General features: G+C 72.9%; 12 protein-coding genes. 5 read left to right on the top strand and 7 right to left on the bottom strand.

Annotated features, from left to right (window positions below):
- Window positions 1–17 precede the first annotated feature (17 nt).
- On the top strand, window positions 18–1,091 hold the full coding sequence (locus tag ACQ86M_RS03835) for a phosphotransferase (protein WP_431247109.1): 1,074 nt from the start codon (window positions 18–20) through the stop codon (window positions 1,089–1,091).
- Here the strand turns inward: ACQ86M_RS03835 and ACQ86M_RS03830 are convergent.
- Genes ACQ86M_RS03830 through ACQ86M_RS03820 form a run of 3 tightly spaced genes read right to left on the bottom strand, consistent with a single transcriptional unit; the run spans window position 1,022 to window position 7,610 of the window.
- Window positions 1,022–4,390 (bottom strand): UvrD-helicase domain-containing protein, encoded by a 3,369-nt coding sequence (locus ACQ86M_RS03830; protein ID WP_431247108.1) that lies wholly within the window; start codon window positions 4,388–4,390, stop codon window positions 1,022–1,024. The two genes, ACQ86M_RS03835 and ACQ86M_RS03830, sit on opposite strands and share 70 nt — an antisense overlap.
- Window positions 4,387–7,095 (bottom strand): PD-(D/E)XK nuclease family protein, encoded by a 2,709-nt coding sequence (locus tag ACQ86M_RS03825; protein WP_431247107.1) that lies wholly within the window; start codon window positions 7,093–7,095, stop codon window positions 4,387–4,389. The genes ACQ86M_RS03830 and ACQ86M_RS03825 overlap by 4 nt, the downstream gene beginning before the upstream one ends.
- Window positions 7,032–7,610 carry a UvrD-helicase domain-containing protein gene (locus tag ACQ86M_RS03820; RefSeq protein WP_431247106.1) on the bottom strand — a complete coding sequence of 193 codons (579 nt, stop codon included), beginning with the start codon at window positions 7,608–7,610 and terminating at the stop codon, window positions 7,032–7,034. Before ACQ86M_RS03820 ends, ACQ86M_RS03825 begins: the two co-directional genes overlap by 64 nt.
- Before the next feature lie 126 nt (window positions 7,611–7,736).
- Between ACQ86M_RS03820 and ACQ86M_RS03815 the strand changes: the two genes are divergently transcribed.
- Window positions 7,737–7,961: a DUF3107 domain-containing protein gene (locus ACQ86M_RS03815; protein ID WP_431220801.1), complete on the top strand. Its 225-nt coding sequence runs from the start codon at window positions 7,737–7,739 to the stop codon at window positions 7,959–7,961.
- A gap of 9 nt (window positions 7,962–7,970) precedes the next feature.
- Window positions 7,971–8,273, top strand: coding sequence for a hypothetical protein (locus tag ACQ86M_RS03810; protein WP_431247105.1), 303 nt, complete (start codon window positions 7,971–7,973; stop codon window positions 8,271–8,273).
- Window positions 8,274–8,295: 22 nt separating this feature from the next.
- Here the strand turns inward: ACQ86M_RS03810 and ACQ86M_RS03805 are convergent, their stop codons facing one another.
- Window positions 8,296–9,012: a ferritin-like fold-containing protein gene (locus tag ACQ86M_RS03805; RefSeq protein WP_431220799.1), complete on the bottom strand. Its 717-nt coding sequence runs from the start codon at window positions 9,010–9,012 to the stop codon at window positions 8,296–8,298.
- A gap of 124 nt (window positions 9,013–9,136) precedes the next feature.
- On the opposite strand from ACQ86M_RS03805, the gene ACQ86M_RS03800 reads away from it, so the two are divergent.
- Complete coding sequence (locus tag ACQ86M_RS03800) at window positions 9,137–10,624, top strand: DEAD/DEAH box helicase (protein ID WP_431247104.1); 1,488 nt, start codon at window positions 9,137–9,139, stop codon at window positions 10,622–10,624.
- A gap of 383 nt (window positions 10,625–11,007) precedes the next feature.
- Here the strand turns inward: ACQ86M_RS03800 and ACQ86M_RS03795 are convergent, their stop codons facing one another.
- Window positions 11,008–12,135, bottom strand: a complete 1,128-nt coding sequence (locus ACQ86M_RS03795) for a coiled-coil domain-containing protein (protein WP_431247103.1) — start codon at window positions 12,133–12,135, stop codon at window positions 11,008–11,010.
- Between the two features lie 51 nt (window positions 12,136–12,186).
- Entirely contained in the window at window positions 12,187–13,059 is an 873-nt protein-coding gene (locus tag ACQ86M_RS03790; RefSeq protein WP_431247102.1) for a PHP domain-containing protein, read from the bottom strand.
- 33 nt (window positions 13,060–13,092) lie between these two features.
- Between ACQ86M_RS03790 and ACQ86M_RS03785 the strand changes: the two genes are divergently transcribed.
- Window positions 13,093–14,604, top strand: coding sequence for an aminopeptidase P family protein (locus tag ACQ86M_RS03785; RefSeq protein WP_431247101.1), 1,512 nt, complete (start codon window positions 13,093–13,095; stop codon window positions 14,602–14,604).
- Window positions 14,605–14,632: 28 nt separating this feature from the next.
- On the opposite strand, the gene ACQ86M_RS03780 is transcribed toward ACQ86M_RS03785, so the two are convergent.
- Window positions 14,633–15,286 (bottom strand): general stress protein, encoded by a 654-nt coding sequence (locus ACQ86M_RS03780; RefSeq protein ID WP_431247100.1) that lies wholly within the window; start codon window positions 15,284–15,286, stop codon window positions 14,633–14,635.
- Between the last annotated feature and the right edge of the window lie 72 nt (window positions 15,287–15,358).

Genomic DNA, 15,358 nt, shown 5'->3' with positions numbered 1-15,358 from the left:
CCATTTAGCCTAGATGCATGGCCAGATCCCACTTCACTCTAGCCGCGCTGGCCACCTCGGCCGTCCCCGACCTCGACGTCTCGGGCGCCCGCAGTCACAGCGGCGGCGGCGCGGGCGACTTCGACTCCGCGCTGCTCCGCTCCCGGGACGGCTCCGCCGTCATCATCCGCGTCCCCACCACGCAGGTGGCGGAGTCGGAGCAGAGCGCCGACCTGGTGGCGCTGCGCGCGCTGACCACCGGTATCCGCAGCCGCCTGCCGTTCGACGTGCCCCGCTACCTCGGGCAGGCGCCGGTCGGTGGCACGCGCGCCGTCGTCTACGACTTCCTGCCGGGGCACCACATCGCGGTCGAGGATGTGCCCCCGGGCGACGGCCTCGCCGGCTCGATCGGTCACGCCATCGCGGCCATCCATGCCCTCCCGACCGCGTTCGTCGGCGAGGCCGGGCTGCCGGTCATGTCCGCCGCGGAATGCCTGACGGCGGCGAGCTCGGTGATCGAGGCCGCGGCCTCCACCGGTCTGCTGCCGACCGCGCTGCGCGACCGCTGGCGTGACGCCGCGGCCGACCACTCCATCTGGCAGTTCCAGCCGACCGTGATCAACGGCTCGCTCACCGCGGAGTCGTTCCTGGTCGAGAACGACGTCGTCTCCGGCGTCCTCGGCTGGTCGGCGCTGCGCGTCGGCGACCCGGCCCGCGACCTGCACTGGCTGCTGGCGATGAACCCCGAGGCGACCGACGGCGCCCTCGGCGCGTACGCCTCCACCCGGCAGGTCGCCACGGACCGGCAGTTCACGCAGCGCGCCATGCTGTACGCCGAGCTGGAGGTCGCCCGCTGGCTGCTGCACGGCCGCGAGGTGCGCGACCAGTCCATCGTCGACGACGCGGTGCAGATGCTCGACGGACTGGTGGATCGGGTGCACAGCAACTCGATGAACCCGCTGTCGACCGCGACCGGTCCGATCATGGCCGTCACCGACGTCGAGGCGATGCTCGACCGGACCCCGGGCGACCGCGCCGAGGGCTACAGCCGCTCGGGTGGGATGAAGCCGGTGGCCGACGACCAGAGCGACGTCAGCTCCTCCTCCGTGTAGAGCCGTTCCGGCCGCACCACGCGGTCGTCGGCCACGAAGTAGAACACCGCGTCGATCCGCTCCGGGTCGACTTCGGCGTAACGGGCGAAGGCGAGCCGGTAGAGCGCGAGCTGCAGCTGCTTGCGCTCCAGGTCGTCGGCGTCGCGCGGGGCCTTGCCGGTCTTCCAGTCGACGATCTGATAGTCGTGCCGCCCGTCGTCGGCCCGGTAGACCGCATCCAGCTTGCAGACGACCACCTGACCGGCCAGCGTGATGTGGATCTCCAGCTCGACCTCTTCGGGCCGCCGCCCGGACCACTCGCTGCGCTCGAAGGTCGCCTTCAGCTCCGCGAAGCGCTCCGCCTCGAGGATGTCGCCGGCGGGGTCGTCGAGTTCGGCGCTGTACGCATCCAGCTCGTCCGCGGCGCCGGCGAGCGTGCCGAAGCGCTCCTCCACCCAGCCGTGGAACAGCGTCCCGAGCCGGGTCTGCCGGTACGGGCGCTCCGGCATGGGGCGCCGGAGGGCGGATGCCACGGCGGCCGGATCGCTGACGTAGTCCTTGAACCGCGACGCCGGGATGCGCGTGGGCAGTTCCACGAGGCCGGCCTCCTCGTCGCGCCGGGCGCGCTCGGCGAGCAGGAGGTCGAGGTCGCGCGCGTAGACGCCGCCGTCGCCCGCTCCCCGCTCGCGGGCGCGGCGCACCGCCTCGGCCGCCGCCTCCACCCGGCTGCGGCGGGCTCCCAGGGGCTCGAGCGGCCACGCGATGGCGGTCGAGGTGAGGGCGAGCGGGTTCTCGTCGGGCTCGTCGCACTCGGGGAACGCGTCGCCGGGCAGCAGCCCGGCCTCCTGCAGCTCGAGCAGGTAGGAGCCGGGGCCGCGCGGCTTCGTCTGCGTCGACCAGTACGAGCCGCTCAGCAGCAGCCGTCGGCGGGCGCGCGTCACGGCCACGTAGATGAGCCGGCGCTGTTCGTCGAGGTGGCGGCGGACGTTCTCCTCCTCGAACGCGACGATCGAGTCGTTCACGTCTTTCTGGGTCTCCGCAGTGCGCCAGGCGATCACCGGAAGCTCGGCCGAGTCTCCGCGGAACTCGTTCGGCAGCTGGCCGAACGACAGCCAGCCTTTTCGGCTCTGGGGCGGCCCGGGCAGCTCGCCGTCGACGAGGCGCGGCACGGCCACCACGTCCCATTCGAGGCCCTTGGCGCCGTGGATGGTGAGGATCTGCACCGTGCCGGGCTCGGCATCCTCGCTCCGCGGCGCCAGGTTGTCGCGCTGTTCCGCTTCGGCCAGCCAGGAGAGGAACGACCCGAGGGTCGCCTGGTCGTCGGCGGCGAGGTACGAAGCGACCTGCTCGGCGAAGGCGTCGAGGCTGGCCTGGCCGAGCTGGGCGGTCTCGTTCGCGGCGACCTCGATGTCGAGCAGCAGCTCCTGCTGAACGAGGGTGACCAGGTCGAGCAGGTCGAGGCCGACCCGGGAGCGCAGGTGGTCGAGGCGCCGGCCGGCGTCGCGCATGCGTTCGAGTCCGGCCGCGCTGAAGACCCCCAGCCGGCCGTGGCCGTCGGGCGCTTCGAGCACGAAGTCGAGGGCGTCGACGAGCGACGCGCCCTCCTCCCCCGCGACGGAGCGGCGCAACCGGTCGCGGAGCTCCGGATCGAGCCGCTGGTGGCGGTGGTCGCGCTCGGCGAGCCAGGAGGCGACGTCGCGCAGGGCGGCGATGTCCTTCGGGCCGACACGCCACTTGGCGCCGGTCAGCAGGCGGATCAGCTCGGAACCAGCGGTCGGGTCGTGCATCACGCGGAGGGCGCTGACCAGGTCGGCGATCACCGGCTGCTCCAGCAGGCCGCCCAGGCCAAGCACGTGATACGGGATGCCGTGGCGCGCGAGCGCGGTGGTGAAGACGTCGATCTTCTTGAGCGACCGGCAGAGCAGGGCCGCGCTCGGCGGTGCTCCGTCGGAGTCGCGCTCGCGCATCCGCTCGCCGATCCAGCGGGCGACGCCCTCGGCCTCGTCGGCGACCGTCTGCTCGAATACGGTCATCAGTTCGCCGGCGACGGCACCCGGTCGCGGCTGCAGCTGCTCCACGTGCACGGGCGAGGCCGCCGTCAGCGGCGCGACGAGGATATTCGCGGCATCCAGCACCCGCGTCGGATTCCGCCAGCTCGTGCTGAGCGCGTACTCGTCCGCTGCGCCGGCGTCGCCCGCCCGCTCGCCGGTGAAGTCGGCGGAGAACCGGCCGAGGTTGGCGGCGCTGGCGCCGCGCCAGCCGTAGATCGACTGGTGGGGGTCGCCGACGGCCATCACCGGCTGCCCGGCGAAGAGGCGGGATAAGAGGCGCGTCTGAACGACCGAGGTGTCCTGGTACTCGTCCAGCAGCACGACGCGGAAGCGGCGCCGGTAGTCGGCGACCACCTCCGGCAGGCGTTCGCACACCGCGAGGGCGAGAGCGACCTGATCGGAGTACTCGACGAAACCGCGGCGGCGCTTCTCGTCGGCGAACGCGCGGGCAAGGTCGAGCAGTGGCGGCAGCGAGCCGACGGCATCAACCGCCGAGCGCACGGAGGCGTACAGCTCCTTCACCCGGCCGTTGCCCGTGGGGAGCTCGGCGATGCGTCCGAACCCCTCCACCATCCGCTCGACCTCGTCGGCGTCGGCGACGTTCTCGCTGAGCGCCCGGCTGAGGCCGACGACGGCGCTCGTCACCGCCTCCACGCCGCGGTCCAGCTCGACCAGGCGGTCGTCGGTGCTCGCCACGACCAGCCGCCGGGCGAGCTGCCACGCGGACGCCTCGCTGAGCACCGCCGACTCGGGCTCCCGGCCGATCAGCAGTGCGTTCTCGCGGAAGATCGCGTTCGCGAAGGCGTTGTACGTCGCCACCTCGGGCGCTTCGAACGGGTCGAACGCGACGTCGGTGACGCCGGATGCGACCAGCTGCTCGATGCGCGCGCGGATGCGGCCCGCGAGCTCGCCCGCCGCCTTGCGGGTGAAGGTCAGGCCGAGGATCTCGGGGACCCGCACGTGCCCGTTCGCGAGCAGCCAGACGACGCGGTTCGCCATCGTCTCGGTCTTGCCGCTGCCGGCCCCGGCGACCACGATCGCCGGGCGCAGCGGCGCCTCGATGACGGCCTGTTGCTGCCGCGTCGGGATCGGCAGCCCGAGCGCCTCGGCGATCTCGGCGGCGCTGAGCCGGCGCACGGGCCGCGGCGGCGCTTGCTCGGTTTCGTCCTCCGCCAGCGAGAACGCCTGCTCGACGAGGTCGAGCGCCGCCTCCTCGCTCGCCCACTCGAGAAGGCTCTCATCGTCGATGCGCGTCGCCTCGTCCGTCATGATCCTCCTCCTGCGCTGACCGCCGGGACCAGGTGGATGCGGTACTCGTACTTCCCGTGCGGGTCGCGTTCCCCGAGGTCGACGACGCCGGCGAACGTCGCAGCCGCCATCCCGTCGGCCGCCCGCGCCACCCGCTCGCGGAGCCGTTCGAGGCCGTCGTCGTCGACGCGGTCCTGCGCCACCTCGCGGTAGCCCTTCCCGCGCACGCCCTTGGCGACGAACAGCAGCTTCGCTCCCCCGGAGGGGAGGTCACCGGCCTGCTCCACGGCGCCGTGCGCCATCGCCAGCTGGTACGCCCCCAGCTGGGCGTGCTCCGCCGCCTCGGCCGCCGAGGGCGTTCGGTTGCCGGTCTTGAGGTCCACGATCACCACGGTGCCGTCGGGGGTGCGCTCGACGCGGTCGATCGAGCCGCGCACCAGCGCCCGGCCGACCCTCAGCTCGAAGGAGCCCTCGGAACCGAGCAGCCGTCCGCCGGCGCGTTCGAAGTCGCGCAGATACTCGGAGACGCCGGTCGTGAGGGTGCGCGTGCGCCTCCGCTCCTTCTCCTCCAGCCACGGCGACTCGAAGGCGAGCTCGCCCCAGCGCCGCTCGATCCCCTGCCACAGCCGCTCGACGCTCAGGTCGCGGTCCTCGCTGGTGCTCGCCTCCTCCATCACGGCGTGCACGACGGTGCCGATGCCGGCGGCGAGCCCACTCGGGGAGGCCGCCATCGTGTCCACGAACCACGCCAGCGGCGACTTCTCGAAGGTCTCCAGCCGCGACGGCGAGACGCGGACGAGCGCCTCCGGGTCGTCGAGGTCGACCAGCGGCTCCGTCGTCGACGGCTCCAGCAGCCCGTACCAGGAGGCCGGGTCGGCACCGTCGACCTCGGCGCCCGCGAGGCGCGCGAGGGCCTCCGCCGCATCCGGCGAACCGGTCGTCACGAGCCGGCGGCGCAGCCGGCCGACCATCCCTCGCAGCGAGAGCGGATGCGCGCCCTCGTCCTCGTCGTCGACCGCGACCCCCTCGGCGAGCCGGAGGAACGGCGAGGGCTGCTCGTCGTCGTTGGCCGTGGCCGTGAGGATCACCTGACCGCGCGAGCGCGAGACGGCCAGCGCGAACATCCGCAGCTCGTCGCCCAGCACCTCGGCCCGGGCGTCCTCGGTCTCGGTCGGCCGCCCCTCCACCGCGTCGGCCAGCTCCTGCGGATGCAGCAGCGAACCGCGCAGGCGGAGGTTCGGCCAGACGCTCTCCTGGAGGCCCGCGACCGCGACCACCTCGAACTCGCGGCCGATCGCAGCGCTCGGCGTGCACACGAGCACGGCGTCGGCGGACGTCCGCGCGGCCAGCGTGTCCTCCGGCACCTCGGCGCCGAGCAGCTCGACCACGAAGTCGGAGGCCGGCCGCTCGGGAGAGCGCTCGACGAAGCGCCGGGCCGCGGTGAACAGGGCGACGACGCCGTCGAGGTGACGGTTCGCCTCATCCGCGACGATGCCGCTGCGCTCGGAGTGCTCGAGCCAGCGCGCCGCCAGCCCGCTGCGCTCCCAGACGTGCCAGAGCAGCTCCTCGATGGATGCGCCCTGCGCGGCCTTCTCGCGACCGGAGCGCAGCGTCTCGGCGAGCCGTCCCGCGCGGCGGGCGGGCGACGCGTCGATGGTCGCCAGGTGCGCGGGATGCTGCAAGGCCTCCACGAGGAGCTCGTCGCCCGGGCGGTTGCCGTCGCCTGCGAGCTCCTCCTGCCGGAGGGCGAGCCGCAGCCGGCGCAGGCTGATGCTGTCGAGGCCGCCGAACGGGCCGAGCAGCAGCTCGGTCGCGACGAGCGGGGTGAGTTCGATCGCCCCCAGCTGGACGCCCGCCACGGTGACGAGCTGGCGCGCCGCGAAGTCGTCGCGGAGCGGGCGGCCCGCGATGCTCGTCGTCGTGGGGACCTCGGCCACGGCGAGAGCACGCGCCAGCGCCGGCACGTGCGCGCCGGAGCGGACGATGACGGCCATGTCGCCCCAGGGCACGCCGTCGAGCAGGTGCCGCTCGCGGAGCTTCCGCGCCAGCCGTGACGCCTCCGACGGGGCGGAGGAGGCGACCAGCCGGACGACCTCGGGCCGTGGGGCGGCGGGGACTGCGGCATCCGCCTCAGCGGCAGCACCAGCGCCTGCCTCGGCCGGCGACGGCTCGGGTCGCCCGGCCGCCGCCATCCGCTGCACGCCGGCCGCAGCCGCGCCGATCCGCTCGGTCACCCGTGCCGTCAGCTCGCGGAGGGCCGGCGTCTGCCGATGCGCCGTCGTGAGCACGAACCGCGTGACCGGGACGCCGAGGCGCGACGCGAGCTGGCCCAGGGCGGTCGCCTCGGCGCCACGGAAAGTGGTGGACGCCACATCCGGATCGCCGAAGGCGACAACGGCGACGCCGCGGTCGGCGAAGGCGCGCAGCAGCGCCAGGGTGGCGACCGTCGCCTCCTGCAGATCGTCGACGAACACCGCCCGCAGGCCGTCGAGCGAACTGCCCTCGCGCACGACGTTCACCGCAGAGGCGATCAGCTCGGCCGAGTCGACGAAACCGCCGCGATAGCTGTCGACCACGAGCTGGTACTCCCCGATGAAGCGGGCTGCGGCGCGCCACTCGTCGTGGCCGGTGATCGCGCCGAGCTCGGAGAGGCGCGACGGCGTCACACCGCGTTCGGCGCACCGGGCCATGAGCTCGCGGAGCTCGGTGCGGAAGCCGCGCAGCATCCGCACCTCCTCGACCAGCGGCTCCGGCCAGACGGGGCCGGTGGCGTCCTCGATGTGGCCGTTGAGCAGCTCGGCGATGATCTGGTCCTGCTCGCCGCCGGTGAGGAGTCGCGGGGGCTCGAGGCCGGTGCGGCGCGCGCGCTCCCCACGAGCTGAAAGGCCAGGGAGGTCGCGGTGCGGGCGAGCGGACCGTTGGTCGGCACCTCGAGGCGCAGCGCGATGCGGTCGCGCAGCGCCGTCGCCGCCGTTCGTGAGGCGCTCAGGGCGAGCACCTCGCCCGTTCCGTAACCGCGGCCGAGCACGCGTTCGGCCACGGCCTCCACCAGCGTGGTCGTCTTCCCCGTGCCTGGCGCGCCGAGCACCGCGGCGGAGGCGCCGTCGGGCAGCCCGAGCACCTCGGCCTGCGCGCTGTCGAGCAGCGGATGGAGTGCGGGGGCGAGCGCCGGATCGAGGGTCGCGACGGCGCCCGGAGCGAGCGCCCTGTCGGTGCGCATCCGGAAGCCTCGCGTGGTCATGTCCATCACGCTAACGGCGTCCGCCGACAGAGAACGCGAGCGGGGGCCGCGAGCCGTGTGCCGTAGTCTGAACCCACAGCCACCGGTCAGACTCGAGATGGCCCATAACACCTGAAAGGTACCGTCGTGGAGATCCGCATCGGAATCGTCAACGCCCCCCGCGAGCTCAGCTTCGAGACGTCGCAGCCGGCCGAGGAGCTCACCGCGCAGGTGGAGACCGCCGTGACGAACGGCAGCGGGGTCCTCAAGCTCCACGACGACAAGGGCCGCCTCTACCTCGTCCCGACCGCGGGCATCGCGTACGTGGAGTTCGGCACCGAGGAATCGCGCCGGATCGGCTTCGTCGGCTAGCCTCCACTCGTGGAACTGCTCTTCGTCGTCCTCGGCGGTGCCATCATCGGGCTCGCCGGGCGCTACCTCCTGCCGAACCGCCACACCCACGGCGCCGTGCTCATGCCGGCCCTGGGCGCGGTCGCCGCCGCCGTGCTCTGGGTGGCCCTCACCTGGGCCGGCCTGAAATGGGACGGCGGCTGGATCTGGTGGATCACGCTGCTCGGCACGGCCCTCGTCGTCGCGGTGTCGGACGTGCTGATCGGGCGCCTGCGCACGCAGAGCGACGACCGGATGCTGCACGCGCTCACGAAGGGCGCCGTCGCCCGCTGACGGGTCGGCTTCTGGGCTCGCGCTAGGCCGTCAGCCCGAGCGCATCCATCCGCCGGGTGTGCGCCGCGATGAGCTCGGTGAAGATCGGCTCGATGCGCTCCTCGTCCGTCGCGCGGTTGCCCGAGAGGTGCAGCGCCGAGCGCGCGACGAGCAGCGTGTCGCCGACGAGCCGGCGGCCCCACATCGCCAGCCGGGAGGCCAGCTGCGGGTCGGCCCCGATCTCGGCGCGCAGCACCTCGACGACACCCTCCTGGCCCGACTCGCTGCCGAGCAGGTGAGCGATGCGCGGCCCCACATCACCTGGGAGCCCTGCGGCGAGACGGATGAAGAAGTCGTCCAGCAGGCCGCCCGTCACCAGCGCGGAGAGCAGCGTCTCGCGCCAGTCCGCGCCGACGATGAGAGCGCTGAAGCCCTCGATCTCGACGGCGAACGGCTGCATCGCGGCGGCCGGTTCGTCGCCGCGCCGGCGGATCTCGGCCACGACCCCCTGGTGCTTCGACAGCGCGTGCCCCGCCGCGGCCGAGACCAGCTGCTTGGCGCGCAGGTCGTCCGTCTCGGCGGCGACCCGGGAGAGGGTCTCGAACTGCTCCAGCTGGAGGTACGCCGCCTGGCCCAGGTACGGCAGCAGGTCGGGCATCACCTCATGGAGGTCCACCCGCACGGTCGCGACCGGACGGGCCCGCTGCGTCAGGCGCGGGAGCTCGACGGAGGGCCGTCGCCGGGTGAACCAAGTTGACACGCTCAGCAGTGTATCGGTGCCGTCCAGTAGGCTTGAACCGCCGTCGGCGCAGGATCGACGGCCCTACGCCTGCGACAGAGAACAGGGCGTAGAACACCCATCGATTCGACAGGCACTCCAACTCGTGACTTTCTCAGAACTCAACATCGACCAGGACATGGTGGACGCGCTCGCGGCCAAGGGCATCATCGAGCCCTTCCCGATCCAGACGCAGACGATCCCCCTCGCCCTCACCGGTCAAGACATCATCGGCCAGGCGAAGACCGGTACGGGCAAGACCCTCGGCTTCGGCCTCCCGCTCATCCAGCGCCTCGGGCTCGACCCCGAGCCGGGCGTCAAGGCGCTCGTCGTCGTCCCGACGCGCGAGCTCGCCATCCAGGTCTACGAAGACCTCGAGGTGGCCGCCGCCGGCCGCCCCACCTCCATCGCCGCGATCTACGGCGGCAAGGCCTACGAGGGGCAGGTCGCTCAGCTCAAGGCCGGCGCGCAGATCGTCGTCGGCACGCCCGGCCGTCTGCTCGACCTGGCCGGTCAGCGCCTGCTCAGCCTCGCCAACGTGCAGGAGATGGTGCTCGACGAGGCCGACAAGATGCTCGACCTCGGCTTCCTCGCCGACATCGAGAAGCTGTTCGCCCAGACCTCCCCGACCCGCCACACCATGCTGTTCTCGGCGACCATGCCCGGCCCGATCGTCGCGCTCGCGCGCCGCTTCATGACCCGGCCGGTGCACATCCGCGCCTCCGACCCCGACGAGGGCCAGATCCAGGCGAACATCAAGCACCTGATCTACCGCGCGCACTCGCTCGACAAGGATGAGGTCATCGCCCGCATCCTGCAGGCCGAGGGCCGGGGCAAGACCGTGATCTTCACGCGCACGAAGCGCGCCGCCGCCAAGCTGGTCGAAGAGCTCAACGACCGCGGCTTCAACGCGGCGGCCGTGCACGGCGACCTCAACCAGGAGCAGCGCGAGCGCGCCATGGCCGCATTCAAGGCCGGCAAGAAGGACATCCTGATCGCCACCGACGTCGCGGCCCGCGGCATCGACGTGGACGACGTCACGCACGTGATCAACCACACCATCCCGGACGACGAGAAGACGTACCTGCACCGCGCCGGACGCACCGGCCGCGCCGGCAAGACCGGCATCGCCGTGACGTTCGTCGATTGGGAGGACCTGCACAAGTGGGCCCTCATCAACCGCGCGCTGGAGTTCGGCCAGCCGGAGCCGACGGAGACCTACTCGTCCTCGCCGCACCTCTTCGCCGACCTCGACATCCCCGCCGGCGCCAAGGGCCGCCTCAAGCCGACGCCCGCCGTGAAGGCCGCGCCGACCGGTCAGCCCGCGCGGAGCGGCCGCACGGACTCCACGGGACCGGATGGGTCCGAGCGCTCGGGCAGCCGGCGTCGCCGCCGCACGCGCGGGGCGGGCGGCGAGGGCGCACCCGTCGCCGAGACGCAGGATGCCGGCGCCGCCGCGTCGGAGGGTGGGGAGGCGAAGGCCGCGGCGGGCACGCACGACGGAGGCGGCTCGCAGCACCGCGACGGGAACAGCGCCCCGCGCCGTCGGCGTCGCCGCTCGCGCGGCGGCTCCCCCGCGACGCCCGCCAGCTGACCGGAGGCCGGGCCGGGCGCGCACGGCGCGCCGCCCCGCCGCCGCCGAGTGGTGAGTAGATGCGCGAATTCGCTCCGAGTTGCGACATGATGTCGCCACTCGGCGGCGGGAGCGAACCACGTGCCCCTTCTGTGCCCGAGTGGTGAGTAGAAGCGCGAATTCGCGCCGGGTTGCGACATCATGTCGCCACTCGGCGGGAGGACCGAGGCCAGAGGCCGGCCCCAGTGCCGGGAGCGCCGAGCCGCGCCCGCGGCGTCTACGCACCACCCGACGGACTGCCGCCGCCGAGTGGTGAGGAGATGCGCGAATTCGCGTCGGGTTGCGACATCATGTCGCCACTCGGCGGGAAGGCGGAGGCCCGAGACCGGAGCCCGAGCGCCGGGTCAGTACCAGTTCGGGTCGTGGCTCATCTCGAAGGTCCAGGCCGCGCACGGCGAGCCGTAGGCGCGGTTGATGTAGTCGAGCCCCCAGTTCACCTGCGTGTTCTGGTTCGTCATCCAGTCGGGGCCGGCGGACGCCATCTTGCTGGCCGGCAGCGACTGCGGGATGCCGTACGCGCCACTCGACGTGTTGTACGCGTCCGCGCGCCAGCCCGACTCGTGGTTCCAGAGCTTGATCAGGCACGGCATCTGGTCGCTGCCCCAGCCGAACGCGCCCAGGCGGCTCGCGGCGTATGCCTGCGCCCCGGCTGGGTCGACCACCATGCCCGGCGGCGGCGCGAATCCGTCCGACCCACCTCCGGTGTTCGCTGCGGCCGCCGCGGCCGCCGCCGCTGCCTGCCCGGCCGCGTACTGCTGCTCGACCGACGCGGCGGTGTTCTTGAGGGTCGCGAGCTGCGCATAGAGCGTGTTGGCGTGCTGCTTCTGGGCGGCGAGCTGCGCATCCGCCGCCTGCTTGGCCGCGGTCGCGGCGTCGAGTGCCTTCTTCGCGGCGACGGCGAGCTGATCGCGGATGGTGCGCGCGTTGGCCGCCTGCGCGCTCAGCGCCGACGCGAGATTCTTCTGGGCGCTGGCCTGCTCGAACAGGGCGCTGGACCGGTCGGCCAGCTTGGATACCGCGCCGAGCTGGTACAGCAGGGAGTCGGACGAGGACGCGTTCGGGCTGAGGAACAGCCGCAGCGAGACGGATGACGTCCCCGCCCGGGTCAGCTGCTCGGCGAGCTTGCCGCTCTGCGACCTCAGCTCGTCCGCCTTGGCGCCCGCGTCCTGCGCATCCCGGGCGAGGTCCTGCGCCTTCGCCGTCGCCGACGTCAGGGCGGCCTCCGCTGCGCCGTACTCGCCCAGCCGCTTCACCGCGAGATCGCCCGCCGCGTTGGCCGCCGTCTGCAGACTCTGCAGCAGGCCGTTGATGCGGTCCACCTCGGCCTGGGCGGCGCTGGCGTTGTTCTTGGCCGCCTGCACGTCGTCCCACGACGGGTACGAGTCGGCGGTGGCCGGCGCCGCGCCTCCCGCGATCACCAGGGCAGCCGTCAGGGCGGCGGCGACCGCCGATCCTCGCCAGAACCGTCTCACCCGCGCACCTCGCTCTCTCCCCGTACCGGGGTCCAGGCTACGGGGTGTGGGTCAGGGAGCGTAGAAAGGCGCCGCGCCTGTCGCTTCTTCGATCATCGCGTCGACGACGGCGGGGTCGGTCGTGTTCTCGCCGAGCCGGTTCGGCTTGCCGGCGCCGTGGTAGTCGCTGGAGCCGGTGATGCGGAGGCCGTACTTCGCCGCCAGGTCGCGGAGCCGGGCCACACCGTCCGGCGTGTTCTCGCGGTGGTCCAGCTCCAGCCCGAAGAGGCCGGCGTCGACGAGGCGGCGGAGGCGCTCCTCGGGGATGACGCGGCCGCGTCCTCCGGTCGCGGGATGCGCGAGCACGGGCAGACCGCCCGCGCCGCGGATGAGGCGGACGCCGGTCAGCGGCTCCGGCGCGTAGTGCGGCTGGAAGTAGCCGCTGCGCCAGTGCAGGATGCCCGCGAAGGCGGCGCTGCGGTCGGAGGCGAGGCCGCGGGCGACGAGCGCGTCGGCGATGTGGGGCCGGCCGACCGTTGCGCCCTCCGTGGCCTGCGCGAGCACGTCGTCCCATGTGATGGCGTAGTCCTCGGAGATGCGCCGCACCATGTCCTCCGCCCGGCGCATCCGCCCCTCGCGGATCCGCTTCGTCTCGGCGACGAGCGCCTCGTTCGCCGGGTCGAAGAGGTAGCCGAGCATGTGGACGCTGGCGAACTCGATGCGCGTCGACAGCTCCATGCCCGGGATGAACGTCACACCCACCCGCGCGGCTTCGGCGGCGGCATCCGGCCAGCCTGCGGTCGAATCGTGGTCCGTGAGGGCGACCGTGCCGAGGCCGGCTGCGGCGGCCGCACGGACCAGCTCGGCCGGCGTCTCGGTGCCGTCCGACACGCTCGAGTGCGTGTGGAGGTCGACGGGACCACGGAACCGTCGCTCATCAGCCATGCTGACCATCCTAGGAGTGGAAGAATGGTCGGCATGTCGCAGTCCACGCAAGCCTCGACCGACCCGGCGCCGCGCGCCACCGAGAACCGCTCCACGACCCCGGGGTCGGATGCGTTCCGCCAGTACATCGGGAGCGGCTGGGCCGAGCGCCCGGAGGTCCTGCCCGCGGCGCGCCGTCAGGCCGGATACGCAGCCGCCCGCCGCGCCCGCATCTCCGAGCTGTTCCCCGGCAAACGGCTCATCATCCCGGCCGGCCGGCTGAAGCAGCGCAGCAACGACACCGACTATCCGTTCCGCGCGCACTCCGCCTTCGCGCACCTGACGGGCTGGGGCTCCGACTCCGAGCCCGGCAGCGTGCTCGTCCTCGAGCCGACGGCCGACGGTCACGAGGCGACGCTGTACTTCCGCGAGCGCGCCGGCCGCGACTCCGACGAGTTCTACGCGAACCCCGAGATCGGCGAGTTCTGGATCGGCCCGCGCCCCTCGCTCGCGCAGGTCGCCGCCGACCTCGACCTGCCGACCCGCGGCATCGCCGACGTGCGGGCCGTGCTCGACACGGTCGACGGCGACACCGTGGTGCTGCGCGACGCCGACCAGGCCATCACGGACGAGGTGGATGCGGCCCGGATGGTGCTCTGGGAGGACACCGACGGCGACCGCGACCCGGAGGACCACGCCGAGGACGACCGGCTTGCCCGCGACCTCTCCGAGCTGCGCCTCGTCAAGGACGACTTCGAGATCGGCGAGCTGCGCGCGGCGGTCGCGGCGACCGCCCGCGGTTTCGACGACGTGATCGCCGACCTGCCGCGCATCACCACGCACCCGCGCGGCGAGCGGCTGGTGGAGGGTGTCTTCAACGGGCGCGCCCGCGCCGACGGCAACACCGTCGGCTACGACACGATCGCCGCGAGCGGGCCGCACGCGTGCATCCTGCACTGGACGCGCAACGACGGGCCCGTGGTGCCGGGCGACCTCATCCTGATGGATGCGGGGGTCGAGCTGGACAGCTACTACACCGCCGACATCACGCGCACGTTCCCGATCGACGGCACGTTCACCGACACGCAGCGGCTCATCTACGAGGCGGTGCTGGAGGCTGCGGACGCGGCGTTCGCGATCGTCCGGCCGGGGATCCGCTTCCGCGAGATCCACGCGACCGCGATGGCCGTGATCGCCCGGAAGACGGCCGAGTGGGGGCTGCTGCCGGTGAGCGCCGAGGAGGCGCTGCAGGCCGACAACCAGCAGCACCGCCGCTACATGGTGCACGGCACGAGCCACCACCTCGGTCTCGACGTGCACGACTGCGCGCAGGCACGCCGCGACCTGTACCTCGACGGCGTGCTGGAGGCGGGGATGGTGTTCACGATCGAGCCCGGGCTGTACTTCCAGCCGGACGACCTGACCGTGCCCGAGCGCTTCCGGGGCATCGGCGTGCGCATCGAGGACAACATCCTGGTCACCGACGACGGAGCCGAGAACCTCTCGGTCGCGATCCCGCGCACGGCGGACGACGTCGAGGCGTGGGTGCGACGACTGTCGCGCTGAGCCGCTGCGGCTGCGGCTGCGCTCCGGCTCAGGCCGGCGGTGCGGGCGGCCGCTCGTCGCCCGCGGGCGGCACGACCGGCGGCGCGGCCGCGGGCGGTGCGGGCGGCGGGTCGGACGGATGCTGCGGCTGGGCGGGAGGCGTCCATCCCGGAGCCGATGCGGCCGGTGAAGCCGGCGCCTCCGCACCGGCACCCGCTCCCCCGCCGGCGAGCAGGTTGCGGGCGCGGTTGCCGAGCTCGGAGTCGACGAGCACCGAGTAGCTCGTCGCGATGACCTGCTGGATGGACGTGAAGTCGCGACGCCGCCGGTTCACCGCGTACGAGACCAGGCCCCACAGCATCCCGAACCCGGCGCCGATCAGCAGGGCGGCGAGCACGAAGGCCAGGCTGACCGCCGGCGAGAAGATGATGAGCAGGAGGCCGAAGAAGATGCCGAGCCAGGCGCCGGAGGCCGCTCCGGCGAGCGCCACGCGTCCCCAGGTCAGCTTGCCGGTCACCCGCTCGACGCTCTTCAGGTCGCTTCCGACGATGGAGACCTTGTCGACCGGGAAGTCGGCGCGGGCCAGCACATCCACCGCCTCCTGGGCTCCGGGATAGCTGTCGAACGTGGCGACCACCTCGCCGCGCGGCAGGGTCGGGAAGAGGATGCGGTTGCGCGCGTTCATCGGTCCGGATGTGCTCATGCGCATATTGTCCCATCCGGCACCGACGAAGGCACGGCGAACAGCTGTCGTTCACCCGTGAGGGCTTAGGTT

The organism is Leifsonia xyli subsp. cynodontis (assembly GCF_050632205.1).
Lineage (GTDB): Bacteria > Actinomycetota > Actinomycetes > Actinomycetales > Microbacteriaceae > Leifsonia > Leifsonia xyli_D.
Note: the sequence above shows the minus strand (reverse complement) of the source record. Positions and strands in the feature narration are given on the sequence as shown.